The organism is Bradyrhizobium diazoefficiens (genome assembly GCF_016616885.1).
GTDB classification, from domain to species: Bacteria; Pseudomonadota; Alphaproteobacteria; order Rhizobiales; family Xanthobacteraceae; genus Bradyrhizobium; species Bradyrhizobium diazoefficiens_F.
In genome coordinates, this window is sequence record NZ_CP067102.1 from 1,428,434 (window position 1) to 1,444,272 (window position 15,839).

Here is a 15,839-nt window from a genome sequence, read left to right on the forward strand (position 1 = left end):
GCGCAGATGCGCCATACCGCTCGGAGAGGAACGAAGCTTGGCTGAAAATCAAAACCGTCCAGCGCGGGAAAGTTCCCGCGGCCGGATTCATCAAAGACCCTACAGGTGTCGCGGCTCTTTACCTGGGAAACAGGAAGGCAAAGAGCTGGTTTACATGGAAGGTGGGCACGGGCTGGTCTACGACGGTCTCAAGCGAGATCCGTAAGCAGCTCGATACAGTGGTGAGCCCGAAACAGAAGCTGACGAAGGCATCAAAAAACCTAAAGCGACGTGGGTCGAGCCCAAGTTTTTCGCTGACGTGGGGTACCGGGACATCACCTCGGAAGGGTTGCTCCGGGCGAGTTCGTTCAAGGGATTGTCGAAATGATAGGTAAGCCACTCAATTCCGACGAAGTATCCGACGAGCAGAAGAAACTTGTCGACGACATCATTTACCTGCGTGGACGCATCATAACCTCGTATTCTCAAGTGGAGTTTCTTCTAGCTGACATCGCTGTCAAGTTGGAGCTGAAATTTCCCTACCGTATCGAGGCCAGGCTGAAAGCGGCCAAGCGAATTGCGGAGCGCGAGGGATTTGAAACCTACAAAGCCGAGCTGGATGAAGTGTGCGATGGCCTCGCTCAGTTCGACGATGTTCGAAAATTTATGGCTCACGGCTGGGCCAACCTCGAAGTCGATAAGCAGGGTAATCACAGATTCGAGCTTCGGATGTACGAACGAACTGGCGAAGGTCAGTTTGAGCTTATGAGCGCCACGTCCACGTGTGAGCGCCTGCTCGAAGCGGCAAACGACATCAATGCGTACACCGCGAAGGTGATTAACCTGTTTCACCGCATATATTGTGAAAAAGGATTGGAGAAGCCCGAGTAAGGCCCTGCGAAGAGGGCTACCGCAGATGGTGTACTATTGGTCGCCCTGTGTGGGAAGCTAAAACAAACAGAAAATAAATGTCCGAGTAAACTAGCGCGGCCTAATTTTAGGTGATTATTGGTACGCCTCTCCTGGAGGTTCAAATGATCCAGATCAACGTTCTTAAACCCTGATTGAAAAGGGGCCCGGACGGTCAGAGATTGATCTTGCGCGGGCGCATCCACGGCAAAGCGTATCAGCAGCAGGTCAATTAAGAAATCGGATGCTGGTCGATAGCGGGCAGCTCGAACCGCGAGGCGATGGCGGGGTGAACGATCCTTACAGGTATTATCCAGAAATCTAGTAGCTCGGCACCCTGTGTGTCCGGCAGTCGTACGGACCATCCTTACCGGTACCCTTGATGTTCGCATTGTAATACTGCCCCATCAAAGGGGCCGACAGCATCGTGTCTAGGTAGCCTTCGCAAGCGGACGGCCGACATCGTCACCTTCACTGTGTTCATGACGCGTCCGGAAATCAACCAGGCGCCCGCTCGCCGCCGTCCGGCTCTCAATTACAGTGAGCGCACTGCCGGCGCGCCCTTGACGAATTTAGTGAGCCAGCGAGCGGCGGCTGACGATCGTTCCGGATGGCCGTGGCAGAAAGGAATTTTGGCCTTGCCTACCTGCGAAGTGAATGTCAAACTCTACCTGTAGTTTACGCATTTGACCTTACACTGAAAAGGTTTTGCCCCGCTTGGCGGCTGGCGTCCGGATGGGCGGATTCCCCATCCCTTCGATTTGACCCGAGTTTTTAGGAGCATCCCCTTGGATTACGAATTGCCCACCGATTTGTATTCTTCCGAAGATCTTCTGCGCGGCTACGATCCAACTTCGAGGATGGGACTGGCGGAGGCTTGGGATTTCCGGGTCTTCCGACAATATGTCGCTGACGGCGCTGACAACCCGGCGACTCTGAACGTGCGGAGGAAGCAGGCCGGCCACGATGCCAACATATCTGACGCGCTAAGGCGCTTCCTGACGCAGGAGACGCCAAAGCTTGTCGGCATTATGGGTGGGCACGAGCTGTCACGGGCCGAACCGGCCTATGCGACGGTAGCAAGCCTGGCGCGTTACCTGACTGAACAGGGCTTTATGATCGTTACGGGCGGCGGCCCCGGTGCGATGGAGGCCGCCCACGTCGGCGCAACTTTCGCAGGCGCCGACGATGCGGACTTCACAGCGGCGCTGTTCACCCTCGGGAAGGAGCCCCTGCTTCCTGTGCTGGATCAGCTCGTGACCAGCGACGGGGGGATCGCGCCGGGCCACGAGACGCAATTCGACGACGCGAGGCGCTGGATCAACGCCGCTCTGGACGCCAGGAAGCGTGCACCGGCCAAGCCGAGCCTCAGCCTCGGTGTGCCCACCTGGCTCTATGGTCAAGAGCCGACCACGCCCTTTGCGACGCATTACGCCAAGTTCATCCTCAATAGCATTCGCGAGGAGACGCTGATCACCAACTCGCGCGCCGGCATTGTCTACGCGCGGGGCAGCGGCGGCACGATGCGCGAAGTCTTCGAGGACGCCGAGCGAAACTGTTACGTCCCCGACGCAAAATCGTTCACGCCAATGATCTTCTTCGACGAGGATCGCTATTGGCAATGCGATGCCGAATACGATGCAAATGGTGATCCCATCCCCTCCAAGAAAGGCGTCAAGGTCGACGATACCGTCCGCAACCTGTTGGCGAGGGCTCGCAAGAAGGACGGCGCGGCCTGTCTGCTCAAGGTGAGGTTCACGGTGGACGCGAAGGAGATCGGGGATGTGCTGCGGCTCCATTCTGGCATAGCGCTGCAGAACTTGATGTTTGCGCTGGCCGACGAGCCGATGAAGGTGTCGACCAGCTTCCTGAGCAGGGCCTGACAGACAAACGGTCAAATGGCCATCGAGGGGAGGAGACATCGCAATGCCGGTTGCGGTTTCGAATACAGTCAATGGAATTCAGATACGAGCAACTGCCTATCATGGTTGCGACGACGTCCAGCTCTTTTGGCGCGTCTCCAGCGGTGGGGCTTCGGACGTGCCGATCCCGGGATGCCTGGGCTTCATGATTGAGCGTCAGCGCCAGGTGGGTGGGAATTGGTCGCCCACGGAGATCCTGCGCAATCGCGTGGGCTTCACCGATCAGCCGGCCGCCGATGGCGCTGACGACGCAAACAGCTCACGGCCGTCGAACGTATGGCCGTTCCAAAGATACGAATGGACGGATCACGGCGCCAACAACGGCCAGACGGTCCGCTATCGCATCAACGCGGTGGGATCGTCCGGGGAGGGCATTGTCGGAGAAAGTACGCTGGTATCCTTGGCGGATTCCGGCTGGACCGAAGCCATCGAGGTGAATGGCCAGGCCGGCAACGGCATAGAGGCGTATTTCAATCGTGGCTTCGTCATGTCTCAATTCGTCGCACGCATCGCGCGTGAGAAGAACTGGAAACCGCGCGACATCAAGGATCACATAGCCGACCTCGAAGAGCCTTTGAGGCGATTTCTGTCGGGTGAACTTCGGTTGGCGCTCTTGCGCTTGCTCGATGAAGTCATCGGGGATCCCAGACTGGAGCTTTATCTGGCGATTTACGAGCTGTCAGATGAGGAACTGATCGCGCGGCTGAAGCTTTTGAAGCGGCGCGCACACCTGGTCCTCTCGAATGGCTCCGACAAAGGGGGCGACGGCAACGCGGATGCCCGCGAGGAGCTGAAAGCAGCCGGCGTTGACGTCCACGACAGGATTCTCGGCTCGAAGGGCCTGGGGCACAACAAGTTCGCCATCGTTGTGTCCACCAAAGGCGACGTCGCAATGAAGGTTTGGACCGGAAGCACGAATTGGGCGCCGACCGGCCTCTGCACCCAGGCCAATAACGGAATTTTGTTTGTCGACCCAAAGATCGCCGGATTGTATTTCGAGCAATGGGGCCGTCTGAAAGATGCTGGCAGCGACTTCACGCCGGATCTCGTGGGCGACAACGCCAAATCGCCCCGTCCGGCGAACGGGACAGACGTCTGGTTCACCCGGGTCCGAAACAAGTCGAAGAAGAATGTCGGGAAGGGTATCGACATCGAGGCGCTCATCGAGCTCGTGACGGGCGCAAAGGACATGATCCTCTATGTGATGTTCCAGCCCGGTCCCGACCCACTCGCTGATATCGTCGTAAGGGCCTCAGAGATCTACGTCAGGGGTGTCGTCAGCACCGTCACGTCGGATAACCGCGAAAAATTCTCGCTGAGAGGTGTCGATACCGAGTCCCATGAATTTGAGACGGCTCTGGTGCAGCCCGAAGGCGTCGTGAAGTCCTTTTCGGACTGGATTGGTGAGGTGACGCGCAATCAGTTTCTGTTTCCCAACCAGAATCCGGGCATCGGTCATGCGATTACGCACTCAAAAATGATTGTGATCGACCCCTTTTCAGACGACTGCAAGGTCGTCACCGGATCCCACAACTTTTCCGGCTCCGCCAGCGAGCAGAACGACGACAACTTTGTCGTGGTGCACGGCAATCGATCGCTGGCGGAGGCGTATAGCGTCGCCTGTCTTGCCACATATGAGCACTATTCCTGGCGTGCCTACGTCAAGCGGCAGTTCGATCAGGGCAAGGTACCGTGGTCGCACTTGTCGGACGATCCCGCGTGGCAGGGCCGCTATCTATCCGTTTCGCGCAAGAAGCACCTGGCAGTATGGTGTCCACAGTAGCGTTCAATAAAAGCACTGCGGCGCTGAGTAGGGTACGCTATCCCTTCACTAGCGAATGGTTTCACGAATGGAATTGGACGCAAAGCCGCCTGTCGAAGGCGGGAATTTCCGGTTCACGATCCTGGGTGGCATTGGCGTGACCCGCATTACCGTCCGGCTGAGCGGGAAGGTGGTGCACGACAGCGATTGTCCCGACCCACCGTGTCACGAAGAGATGCGGATGCCGCAGGGCGTGGGCGGGGCAGAATTGGTCGTGATCGCCAAGGATTCGACCGGAAAGGTCCTGGAACGGAAATTCATTGTCGGCAGAACGGAAGGTCAGGCGGGCGGAGCCATGTCAGCCTGAGATCCTCTCCATGAGCGCGCTTCAAGAGCTTTTTCAAGAGCTGTCCAAGCTTCAGCCGGCTACGTTGACAGTCGTAACAGCCGTCGTAGGTGCGACCGGCGCCGTGATCGTTGCCGTCGTTACAGGGGTGATCACCAAATTTGTCGTAGGTGCGCGCGACAGACAAGATCGAGAGGTCGAATGGCGTAAGCACGCAATCGAGCTCACCAAGCTCGACCTCGACCGGAAGCTCAAAACGCGAGCGCCGACAGACACACGGCCACTGAGGCCGAGCATCCTGGATTTCTTGGCCAACTATCGTGATCTGCAGGACCTCGACAAGGCCTCGCCGCGTGATCTTTATGCGACTATCCTGGCGATGCGGATCAAGAAGCAGACTACGACGACGCCCGAGCCGTCGCCCAAAGAGCCGCCCGCGGCTACCGAGTACGAAGATTGACGGATCGTTCCCGCGAAAGTGTGTTTCTGACTAGGGCCAAATGTGGTTCACGATCTCGGCGAGACGGGCTCCCGCCTTGGCAAGCTGCTGTCGCTTGATAGCATCCGCCGACTGAAGGTAGGCGACTCGATCCGAGAAGGAGATCGTCCACTTCCTGGGACCTATCTTCGTGTAGGTCACGTTCGACATCGCCTGCTTTGCCACCGCGATCGTGTCCGTGGCCCAAATTGCCGACCAGTTCTCGATGCGATCCGTATCGGCCGGAACGGCCTTTGCGACGTTCACCAAGGCCAGGGGGGCGGTATCTCCCAGATCGGATGGGGTGTCGTCCCAGGCATGATGGAACGCGTCGCTTCCGACAGTGATGGCTTTATCGTGGATCCAGTTGCCGCCCGCAGTTTCGGTCGACGGGTTGATGGTGTGCGTGACGTCCGGATCGACCAGGCTTCCGTTGGGATCGAGGTAGGGCGCAGCGACATGAAGCGGCTGTGCCATGTCGCCCACGAGATGAGCGAGTATGAACAGAGCCTCCTTTTTGTCTTTGATGTCGAAGGGGGGCGGAGCCGGCCGGCCAAGCAGCACGGCGATCGCGGCGTTGGTAGCCGCGACCAGATCATGATCATTGGTACCTGCATAGTTTCGATCGAATTTGTCGCGCTGAACGGCCACGTCGTCGAAGTGGTACGTATTGTGACAGCCGAGATTGGCGGTCGCGCTCGCGCCTTCCGGATAGACGCAATCGATCCAATTTCGGCCGGCATAATCGACCATGGCGTTGCGGTCGTTTGCGAAGGGGGTGCAGGGAGGTTCGTACCGCGGATCCACGACATAGGTGAGGCTGCCGTCGTTTTGCCTGTGCACGCTCTTCACGCAATCGAGCCATGGCCCCGCCTCCCGAAGGTCGACGCCCAGCAAGGTCTTCACCTGCTGCTTGGCATTCGGGGTCAGTAACTGGTCAGCAATCGACCCGACCAAGCGGTGTCCGTCGGGTCCCCAAGCGGATGCAGGTTTTGCCAAGAACAGGCTCAAGAGCACAACAATGGTGGCGGCAATTCTAGCCATGATCGGGATCCTCTCGTGGGAAAAGTTCGATACTTCGTTCGATTCATGAGCCTGCGGTCGCGGCGATCGCGATTGTGTTGGCGAGCGCCTCTGCCATCCGGCGGGCGCTCCAGTCACTGTGGTGGAGGCGGTCGGGGTCGGTGGGATCGACCATCCGGTCAAAGGAGGTCCGTTCTGTCTCGTGCCACTGCTTCATCAATGCGAAGCGGTGAAACACGTTGACCGGGAAGCCGGACCGGCTGGCTGCTGTCTCAATCAATGTGACCATTCGGTGCGCTCGCTCCTCCATTGTCGGAGTGAGCACGGCCGGCACGTACTGAAGATCCATCAGCACGACGTCCATCAATTCATTTGCGAACATCTCGAGACCGCGTTCGATCGCGGCGGCGGTGGCGTCCAGATCCTGGTTCTTCCAAACCGCGTTGGTACCAACTTGCCAGACCACGACCGATGGTTTCTCGCCGAGTACGTCGCGTTCAATCCTTCGTAACTCGTCCGGAGCTTCTTCACCGCCGACCCCGCGGTTGAGAACATCGAAGTTTCTCCCCGGGAAGCTTGCTCGCAGTGCCCACTCGAGACGTTGCGGATAGGGCACGATGTCGCCTTCACCAGCCGTGGTGGACGAGCCGATCGCCACGATTTTGATCGCTCCGACGCCGGCCAGGCGTCCCGACAGCCACCGCATGTGGTGCTGAAACCGCATCGGTTGGGCCGGAATGGCGGCCTGATCGACTTCGGGCATGAGGTTCACCTACGCACTCGAGAGTTACGATGGAATTTGGCGTTGAAATGTGACGGGGCCATTACGCTAGAGGCGACCGACATGGTTGGCCTTTTCCCATTTGAACTCGCGTCATCAGCGACGCATTTCGGCGGCTGCGGAGCGCTTTGATCGAAGTAATGCCTGAAGTCCACGTGTACCCGCATGTTGTCGGGAAGGTACGCCGCCATGCGGTCGAACAGCAGCACCAGGCCGACCTCGAACCGCCGATAGACCGATTTGTGTATTGGCGAGCTTGACGCACCGGTGTTTGGATCCACGGGAAGCTGACGCACGCCAGCCTTCAAGAATCCACCGGCCTGCTCGTTGTGTTGTTGGCCGGCAGGGTTTGGGAAAAGACGGAGGACGCCGCCGTCATGCTTGAGCCCGTCTGGAATCAGCGAGGCGCCCGCGACCATCAAGTTCAGAGCCACGTCGGAGAGCCTGGCTTCGTTCTCCAGATAGCCCCCGCCGACATCGGCATGTACGCCCGGAAACCACACTTGTTCAAAGAACAGATTGCCTTGGGCATCGCGCCGATCTTGTTTCTCCGCCGTCGGCGACCAGGGCACTCGCTTGAAATCCGCACGGTTCTCGTCGATCGAGATCGCAAGTTTGGCGTAGCCGACATTCGGGTTCAAAGTGGTGTCGTAGAATTTGTGCTTCGGTGGTGCCAGGTGAAGCGTCAGCAGGCGCCTGGCTAAGCTGTAGCCCGGCAACGGCGGGGCCATCTTGAAATAGTTCATCAGAAAGCCGATCAGCGCGGCCGCGACGCCGAGGTAGCTCAGGATCCGAGCGGCCCATCCGGCCCAGGGGAAGTACGGCTCGAGCGCACGGCCTCCCCAATGCAGCCCCACCAGGACGGCGATGCCAAGCGCCACGAGCGCGGGGCCGAGATATTTGTGACCGAGAGCCGCAACCGTATCGAAGACGCCGATGAAGTAGGGAAACACATTGGCCTGCTCGGTCTCGCCGACGGTCCGTGAACTCCCATGTTCGCGCCTGAATTTGCCTGCGATGAGGTCGCGTGTCTCGAGCAGGAACTGGCGGTAGCCCTTGGTGTCCTTCCGGCGATAGGAGGGGCAGAACTGATACACGTCCTTGACGGCGTGCTCGGCCAGCTTTTGCAGGCTCTTCGGATCGCGTCTCAGCGGTGAGCCGTCCGGCAAATGTTGCGGGATGCCGCAATAGGTCAAAACGCCGGCGACGGAACGCACCGTGTAGGCACCGCGACTGAACCCGATCAGATAGACGCGATCGTCGGGCTCATACAGGCTGATGATCGCGGCATAGCAGTCAACGATGTTGCGGGTGATGCCGAGACCCGTTGCCATGCTGGCGAGGTTGTAGAGCCATCGCATCCAGCCGATCTTGAAATGACCGCCGTCTGATGCCGAGCCGAGACCAGGATCATAGAAGGCGACCTGCTCCGAAGGCTCGACCTTGGTGTCGGGACCGACACGACAGGCCCGGTAGAGCTTGTAGACGTTGGTTCGGGCTTCGTCGAAATTGATGCCGCCGGCCTGTCCGGTGCCGTCGGAGAAAATGAGAATATTTTTCGGCATTGCACGCTACCCCCCCAAAAAAGTGCGCCAATACCCTAGTTATTATCACAGATTGCGTAAGTCGAAGTGTGACCTGCCTTACTCTTGAAGCCCAGGACGGTTGCCTCGCTACTTGCCGTCGACAAGCTTGACGCCGATCCTGTCCGCGAGAATGACGACGTCTGCGTACACGGCGTCGATGGTCAGCAGATCCAGCGGAGCGCCCACGGGCGATAGATCCGCCGCGGCGACGCGATCGCCGAAGATCACGATCGCCAGAGCACGATCATCCTGGCGAGACACCCAGCAAAGTCCCTCGGCATGGGAGCAAGCAGCGTGAATTGCTTCGGCCCATTTCCGGGTGTTCGGATACTCATTCTTTTCGGTATCGATGAGCTGACTGCGTGGAAGCCCAAGTCTCTTGAGTGCCGTCACGCTGAGATCGACGAGTTTGAGGTCTCTTTTCGGCGTCACCTGTGAATAAACGTGGCCGGCCAGCTTTTGCTTGTCGAAGGTCTTTAGTCCAGCGAGAAAAGGCACGTCATGAAAGACGGTTTCCATAGCGGCGCAATCGAAGGCCGTGCCGCCATAAAGAGTAGGGATGTTTGCGCCGGTTGAAGCTTTGATCGGACTGAACCGGGCATTGCCATGTGGGCCTGGATTGAATTGGCTGCTGTCATAGGCTTTTGGGTGGATCCGATGAATGACCTGGCCTTTCGGCCAGGTCATCATGTTCACCAGATTGGCAAGACCGGCGGGCGGAGCCGGCACGACCGAGAGTGGGGATGGGGAAGGCGGGGTTGGCCCAGACCTGGCGCCCTTCGTCCGGGCAGCCGGGCGGCGTATACCGGACTTCTTCTTAGCCATGGAGCACGCCGGCTACCTCGTCCTCAGCCGCTGCGACAACGCGATCGGGCTCGCTAATCAGCAAATCCTGCGGCCGCTTGCCGCCAAGGAAGCTGTTGACCGACGCAAACCAATAGGCAAGTCCCCAATCGTCCTTCTTTCCGCGGAAGACCTTCAGCGCCCGTGCCAGGCCCTTGCTTGGTCGATAGTCGGTCGAAGCGTCGAGGGCGTAGCCTGGAAAATAGTCCGTGCCACGATGATGTATGGCGAAGATCTGTCCCTCTCGCTTCCACTTGTTCGGCTGGGCGCTCGGGTTGGTGGTGCTAAAGCCAGCGATCTCGGCGATTTGTGCCGCCGTCATCCACTCGCCGGTCTCGATCACGCTCTTGCGGGCTTCCGCCGTCATCCGAGCTTCAATCAGCTTGTGCCGGGGCGGAGGAATGTCTGGCACCAGAGCCTCAATAATCGACCGGTACTTTGCCTCGTGGCGGCGCTCAATAATGCTAGGAATGAGCGCGGTAAGTCCAGCAACCGTGTCCAAGAGCACGTGAGCGAGCGCGTGGTTGCCATGCTGCAATGTCAAAGCAACGACTTGGTCCACTGACAGGTGGGCCAGCTTTTTTCGTACCTCATCGGGAGTTCCGGTGATGGTTCCGACACCCGAGCGCTCAAGAGCATTTTGTGCGGCCGTCATGGCTTCATTCCGGTTATCTCGGTTATCAATATAGTGCGATAACCGCAATAATCAAGAGCCTTCGAAAGCCAGTCGCACAGGGCTCACTACTGATTGCGATGTTGTCAATCATGACCGCAGCCCGATCACGTCGCCGGGAGCACTTTTTGCCTTTTGGCTAGCGCGGGCCTTTTCTGTAGTGAACATCCATTTGATGCGGGAGCGTGCGGCATTCCTCTGCCACTCCCAAGCGGTGATCTCGCGGCGCAGTCGCTTGGGGTCGTCGATTCTGCGATCGAGGCGCTGTCCCTGCAAGACGCCGATCTCGTCTCACATGTTGAGCCAGCTTGCATGCTTGGGGGTGTAGTGGAACTCGAGCCGCCGCAAGATCCGTCTGGCTTCGGCAGGCGGGAACGCCTGATAGAGGGCGCCGGCGGAATGGGTCGATAGATTGTCCTGGACGACCCGGATGGTCTCGGCGCCGGGATAATGGATGTCGACGAGCTCGCGCATGCATTGGGCGTAGTCTTTTGCCGCGCGTCGCTCAGTGACCTAGCCCAAGGGCACGTGCGCCGCCGCGCCTTGTTCAACTGGAGCTTTCTATCGGCTTAGTCGCTGCGCTTGCCGGTCTGACCAACTTCGACCGGACGGGAGCGGCGCGCGGAATTGCCCAGTGCGGTGCCTGCACAGTGCACGTCGGCAGTGACGCGGTTCGGTCGTGCATCACGGCCGTAAGTGACGTTGCCAAGCCAGTCACCACAATCGAAGGCCTGGATGCGGACGGCAACCATCCCGTTCAGCGCGCGTGGCGCGAGGAGCGTGTTCCACAATGCGGCTACTGCCAGGCCGGATAAATCAAGCAGGCCGCGGCGCTCCTTGCCGAGATCAAGAACCCTCCGATCAGCAGAACAGCGATGCGATGGCAGGGAATATTTGCCGCTACGGTTGCTACCAGCGGATCCAGTCTGCGGTTCGCAGGGCGTCAAGGGGGATCTAACGATGAGCGATCATGCACCGTCAACTTCGTCAAACCCCGGTGTGAGACTTGAGAACGTTAGCCGGCGTCAATTCCTTCGCTCGACGGCAGCTGTTACAGCGTTTGCTGTAGCTGCCGAGATTTCCGGCTTGCGGGCTGGCTTGGTGTACGAAACCGGTGGCGCGCAGATGCCGCATGGGACCGTCAACGATCCACACGTCGTCGTATCGATTGACTCGTCGGGCATCGTTTCGATTACCGCCCACCGTTCCGAGATGGGTATAACCGAGTTTCTCAAGGTCGATGGACGAGCTAACGTCGCGCTTCAACCTTGGCATCTCCATGACCTTCGATGGGGATGGCATTGCATAAGCCAAAGACAATGTCCGATCCTTCACTCCGGAGGCGTGAGTCTCTCGGAGTGCAGGAGGGGAGAACATGACATGTCCTTCCCGATCAGCAAGCCGTCTGACCTTCACGCACAGGCTCTCATAGAGCTCGCCGTGCCGGCGCGCACGCGTCAATCAGGCGGTCTTCGGAGCTATCGCTGAAAGTTGGTGACGGCGGGAATCGGAAAGGCGGCATATCGTGGGGGTGCTTGACGCCTCCACTTCTCCACCGAAGGAGCGATATGCCGTGTCCAAAGATAACATCATCAAGCTGATTCAACCAGGAAACGTCGACGATCAACTCACCGAAATCTTGCGCAATGGGGCGCGTGCTCTGTTGGCCCAGGCGGTCGAGGCCGAGGTCGCGGACTTTCTCGGCAAGCATGCCGATTTGAAGACCGCGGACGGCCACCAGCGCGTCGTGCGCCACGGTCACCTGCCGGAACGCGAGGTGATGACCGGTATCGGTCCGGTCGCCGTCCGCCAGCCGCGTGTACGCGATCGCGAGGCGGACGCTATCGACCCCGACCGCATCCGGTTCTCTCCGTCGATCCTGCCGCCCTACATGCGCCGCTCGAAATCGATCGAGACGCTGCTGCCGATCCTTTACCTGAAGGGTATCTCCACCGGCGACTTCTCCGAGGCTCTGGCGGCGCTGCTCGGCAAGGATGCTGCCGGGTTGTCGGCATCGGCTATCGGCCGTCTGAAGGACGGTTGGCTCGACGAACACACTGCGTGGCAGAGGCGCGATCTGTCGACGAAGCGCTACGTCTACATCTGGGCCGATGGCATCCATCTCCAAGCACGCCTCGAAGACGAAAAGCAGTGCATCCTTGTGCTGATCGGCGCGACGCCGGAAGGCCGCAAGGAACTGGTCGGCTTCACCGATGGCGCCCGCGAGAGCGCGCAGGACTGGCGCGATCTGCTGCTCGACCTGAAGCGGCGCGGGCTCGACGTGCCGCCGCGGCTCGCCATCACCGACGGCGCGCTCGGGTTCTGGAAGGCCGCCGGCGAGGTCTGGCCGAAAACGCGCGAGCAGCGCTGCTGGGTGCACAAGACCGCGAATGTGATCGCCAAGTTGCCGACGAGCCAGCAGCCGAAGGCCAAACGCGCGTTGCAGGAGATCTGGATGGCCGAAACCAAGGCCGCCGCCGAACTGGCGTTCGACGCTTTCATCGAGAGCTACACGCCCAAATACGAGAAGGCGGCCGACTGCCTGAGCAAGGACCGGGACACGCTACTGGCGTTCTACGACTTCCCGGCCGAGCACTGGAAACACCTGCGGACGACCAATCCCATTGAAAGCACCTTCGCTACCGTGCGCCACCGCACGATCCGATCGAAGGGTTGCCTGTCCAACAGGACGGCGCTCGCGATGGTCTTCAAACTGCTTGAAGCCGCGCAGAAAAGCTGGCGTCGTCTCGATGGCCACAACCAGTTGCCAAAACTCGTTCTCGGTGTGACATTCAACGACGGGATCGAGGTCATCGCCAAACCGACTGACCGTCAGCCCATAACCGCCGCCGCCTGACCGGCCAGGCCGTCACCAAAATTTAGCGATAGCTCCGGTCTTCGTCGTGTGCGTACCTATCAGAAGAGAGCTGAACGTCTCTCAGAAAATTATCGCAGCTAGCGTGCCGAGCGCGCCGAACACCAGCCCGATCAGCGAACCGGCTGTCGGCACGTCTCGAAAGAGCAGAAGCGCCAGAATCGGTTCCATCACTAAAATTGCGCCCACCGATATTGCGACAATGATCCAGATATTCTTGAGATACATGTAGCCGAGTGCGTATCCGCAGACAAGCAGGATACCACCGACTGATATCAGTAGGAACATCGGCAGAAGCGTTGTGAGATGCCCGCCAGCTTTCCCGAACTGCCTTGAGGCAATCAACTCGGCGATTATCGAAAGGGCTTCTCCAAAGAAAATCGCTCCCACCGCCGCAATTTTCAACATTGAGCTCATCGCCTGACTCAAAAGCAATGTGAAAGTCCGGGCATCATCGTGCTCGAGAGACTTCATGGCCATGCCGCGGCTCTCGAGGCTTGCTGCGGGTGGGCTCAGAGCTGCAGCGCACGAAGGGCAGTGAAGGTCGAGCCGTTACCGGTCGATCGTCGTATCCCGGGCAGCGCCCGGCTCTCTGCGAATTGTCGACCAGCGCATCTCCAATCATCTCGACAGAAGTGCCGGCTGCTGTGCCCACCCAGCTCACAACCGCGCGATCAACGATGTCCATTGTTTGAATGGGCTCTATAACATTAGAGACCGTTCGGCGAGATCACTCCTTGAAAAGGGGTTGCGCCACGTTGGTCCTGAAAATGGTGAACTCCAGTTCATCGTGCCGGCTCCCGCCCAACTCAGAGCATCACAGCTTAAGCTGCAATCTGCACTGGGAGTGCGGAATTACCGTTACAAAGTTAGACACAGTTCGTTCTGGTTCACTCATCGACCGCAAGAATGTGCGGCAACATCTCTCGTTCGGATTCGGCAGCCATCGCTACGTACCTCAATTCGGGCGATGGCTCCATCTGTCTCGCTCTACGGCCTGGAGAGGTTTTTCGACATTTCTCAGGATCGCGACGCGGCATTTGTCGAGCAACTCCTTCGTGTATACGGCGCCGAAATAGTCCAGCAGGAAGGTGCCAGCGTAGCTCAGATCATCAAGGTGGCTGATTATCCTATCGAGCATTGCACCAATTTCTCCAACGCGGTCGCGATAGCGTGCGCGGATCACGTTAACGGCGTTCATCGAGTGAACGGCTTCGTCAGCAACCACCTCTCGCAGCCAATGAAGGAAGATGTCGTTGCGAAGTTCGGTATAGAACGGCTTCTCTGCGGCATAGGCATGGCAAGTGCACATCTCATCAAATGCGATCATAACCATCACAGAGAATTCGTCGGTGAGGTGGTCATTGATCGTATCGAAATCATGCGGTCGAGCCTCCAATCTCTCTCGGAGGTTCCTCTCGGATCCATTGGCGACAAGTTCAATGATGCGGACAAAGCCATCGGTGTGACGCTCTTCGTCCGCGGCCCAGACAGTAAAAAACGCCCGAGCTTCATCGGTGGCAATCAGATTGCGGACGGATAACTCGGCTTTCAAATGCCTGGCGTCATACTCCGTGTACAGGTCAGGCCACAATTTATTCCAACGTGCGCGCACAACCGACGGTTCGGCGCTGAACATCCCCGGCGTAAGAGCATTGAACAATTCTTTTGGACTCCAGTTGCGTCGAAGCGGCGTGATCATCCGACTGCTCCTAAGCGTAAGCGCTGCGAGCGGCTCTGTTGGACGAATAGTCCTTCCAAATGTTGGTAAAGAAGTTTGCCACACACCAAACACGCCGTCGCCTCCTTGTTTTGGTGAGTGCAATTCCGGACGCTGCACCTTTCGGTTTGGCCTGACGTGTTGCCTTGAACGGCCCAGTATGGGGCGCACCGCCGAGCCAACAATGCTCGTGATTCCGAGAAGTTTGGGCATGACTTCATCAGCTCAGATTGTCTGACCAGGCCTCAGGTCGTGGGGCATTTCTATGAGGTGGGTTGATCAACCTCGGAATCGCACGCACTGTTGACCCGACATGGCGAGGTCATGATGGCGCCGCGTGCCATGGGGTGCCACCAAGCGTCGATCTGTGCCCCAACCGGGCTCTACGTCACCCAGTCTAACAGCGGGTAGGTGTGGTGCTACGCGATCAAAGGCGTCGAGCCCGCGACCGGTCAGACGGGTTCCGCTCTTTGGCGACAAGCTCCTTCACCAAACAGAAGCGCTTTAAAGCCGTTTTGGTTGAGCAGGGTCTCGCACCCCAGAGCACAACAACATCATCTCCACGGGTCGCGCTGCAGTCCGTATGTCGTGGAAGAACGGGGAGATCCTCTCCGTCCCGCCGTTCACGCTGTTGAGGTTGGCGAGCAGGAACCCGTGGGCGGGCCTGCGAGCCTTGGGGAACAGCGCAGGCTGCTCGGCGAGCTGCGCGAGCACGTCCGGCTCATGAACGTGCTTCTCATCGCGACTACGGCCCGTCCTGCCGCGATTTTTCAAATGCATCGGGTGCAGTTCAACTTCGAAGCCAGCCTCATCTATTCAACAAGTCCGGCAGAAGCAGAACAAGGCGCGCGGTGGCGAAGATGCCGCCGCTCCACAAAGCCATCCTGCTTTCCCAGCAAGGACAGCGGGCCTTCATCGAGTTCGAGGGTAGGGCGGTAAAGT

Annotated in this window: 15 protein-coding genes and 2 pseudogenes; 8 read left to right on the forward strand and 9 right to left on the reverse strand. The window is 58.8% G+C overall.

From position 1 onward, the window contains the following. Positions 1-298: 298 nt before the first annotated feature. The 6 genes from JJC00_RS38685 (at position 299) to JJC00_RS06630 (ending at position 5,378) form a co-directional block, all read left to right on the forward strand. A complete protein-coding gene (locus JJC00_RS38685) occupies positions 299-367 on the forward strand; it encodes a hypothetical protein (protein ID WP_349643542.1) in 69 nt (22 codons plus the stop codon). Further along, positions 364-870: a hypothetical protein gene (locus tag JJC00_RS06610; RefSeq protein WP_200471904.1), complete on the forward strand. Its 507-nt coding sequence runs from the start codon at positions 364-366 to the stop codon at positions 868-870. Before JJC00_RS38685 ends, JJC00_RS06610 begins: the two co-directional genes overlap by 4 nt. Before the next feature lie 806 nt (positions 871-1,676). Further along, on the forward strand, positions 1,677-2,771 hold the full coding sequence (locus tag JJC00_RS06615) for a hypothetical protein (protein WP_200471905.1): 1,095 nt from the start codon (positions 1,677-1,679) through the stop codon (positions 2,769-2,771). A 43-nt stretch (positions 2,772-2,814) separates the two neighbouring features. After that, positions 2,815-4,593 (forward strand): phospholipase D-like domain-containing protein, encoded by a 1,779-nt coding sequence (locus JJC00_RS06620; protein ID WP_200471906.1) that lies wholly within the window; start codon positions 2,815-2,817, stop codon positions 4,591-4,593. 67 nt (positions 4,594-4,660) lie between these two features. Next, complete coding sequence (locus JJC00_RS06625) at positions 4,661-4,939, forward strand: hypothetical protein (protein ID WP_200471907.1); 279 nt, start codon at positions 4,661-4,663, stop codon at positions 4,937-4,939. Between the two features lie 10 nt (positions 4,940-4,949). Further along, the gene (locus tag JJC00_RS06630) at positions 4,950-5,378 is read left to right on the forward strand and encodes a hypothetical protein (protein WP_200471908.1); all 429 of its coding nucleotides are present in this window, start codon (positions 4,950-4,952) and stop codon (positions 5,376-5,378) included. 30 nt (positions 5,379-5,408) lie between these two features. Here the strand turns inward: JJC00_RS06630 and JJC00_RS06635 are convergent, their stop codons facing one another. The 6 genes and pseudogenes from JJC00_RS06635 to JJC00_RS06660 form a co-directional block, all read right to left on the reverse strand. After that, the gene (locus JJC00_RS06635; RefSeq protein WP_200471909.1) at positions 5,409-6,440 is read right to left on the reverse strand and encodes a S1/P1 nuclease; all 1,032 of its coding nucleotides are present in this window, start codon (positions 6,438-6,440) and stop codon (positions 5,409-5,411) included. Between the two features lie 43 nt (positions 6,441-6,483). Next, positions 6,484-7,182: an SGNH/GDSL hydrolase family protein gene (locus JJC00_RS06640; protein ID WP_200471910.1), complete on the reverse strand. Its 699-nt coding sequence runs from the start codon at positions 7,180-7,182 to the stop codon at positions 6,484-6,486. Between the two features lie 5 nt (positions 7,183-7,187). Beyond that, positions 7,188-8,765: a phospholipase effector Tle1 domain-containing protein gene (locus tag JJC00_RS06645; protein ID WP_200471911.1), complete on the reverse strand. Its 1,578-nt coding sequence runs from the start codon at positions 8,763-8,765 to the stop codon at positions 7,188-7,190. Between the two features lie 108 nt (positions 8,766-8,873). Beyond that, positions 8,874-9,611 (reverse strand): RES family NAD+ phosphorylase, encoded by a 738-nt coding sequence (locus JJC00_RS06650; RefSeq protein WP_200471912.1) that lies wholly within the window; start codon positions 9,609-9,611, stop codon positions 8,874-8,876. Then, positions 9,604-10,284 carry a hypothetical protein gene (locus JJC00_RS06655; protein WP_200471913.1) on the reverse strand — a complete coding sequence of 227 codons (681 nt, stop codon included), beginning with the start codon at positions 10,282-10,284 and terminating at the stop codon, positions 9,604-9,606. The genes JJC00_RS06650 and JJC00_RS06655 overlap by 8 nt, the downstream gene beginning before the upstream one ends. Positions 10,285-10,392: 108 nt before the next feature. Continuing rightward, a pseudogene (locus JJC00_RS06660) lies at positions 10,393-10,815 on the reverse strand (transposase); the annotation flags it as partial. 71 nt (positions 10,816-10,886) lie between these two features. On the opposite strand from JJC00_RS06660, the pseudogene JJC00_RS06665 reads away from it, so the two are divergent. Continuing rightward, positions 10,887-11,260, forward strand: a pseudogene (locus tag JJC00_RS06665) ((2Fe-2S)-binding protein); the annotation flags it as partial. A 29-nt stretch (positions 11,261-11,289) separates the two neighbouring features. Here the strand turns inward: JJC00_RS06665 and JJC00_RS06670 are convergent. Further along, a complete protein-coding gene (locus tag JJC00_RS06670) occupies positions 11,290-11,568 on the reverse strand; it encodes a hypothetical protein (RefSeq protein WP_200471914.1) in 279 nt (92 codons plus the stop codon). Between the two features lie 307 nt (positions 11,569-11,875). Here JJC00_RS06670 and JJC00_RS06675 point away from each other — a divergent pair, with 307 nt between their 5' ends. Continuing rightward, positions 11,876-13,159, forward strand: a complete 1,284-nt coding sequence (locus tag JJC00_RS06675; protein ID WP_200471915.1) for an IS256 family transposase — start codon at positions 11,876-11,878, stop codon at positions 13,157-13,159. Between the two features lie 81 nt (positions 13,160-13,240). Here the strand turns inward: JJC00_RS06675 and JJC00_RS06680 are convergent, their stop codons facing one another. Beyond that, a complete protein-coding gene (locus tag JJC00_RS06680) occupies positions 13,241-13,657 on the reverse strand; it encodes a hypothetical protein (protein WP_246774098.1) in 417 nt (138 codons plus the stop codon). Positions 13,658-14,135: 478 nt separating this feature from the next. Next, the gene (locus JJC00_RS06685) at positions 14,136-14,879 is read right to left on the reverse strand and encodes a hypothetical protein (RefSeq protein ID WP_246774099.1); all 744 of its coding nucleotides are present in this window, start codon (positions 14,877-14,879) and stop codon (positions 14,136-14,138) included. Between the last annotated feature and the right edge of the window lie 960 nt (positions 14,880-15,839).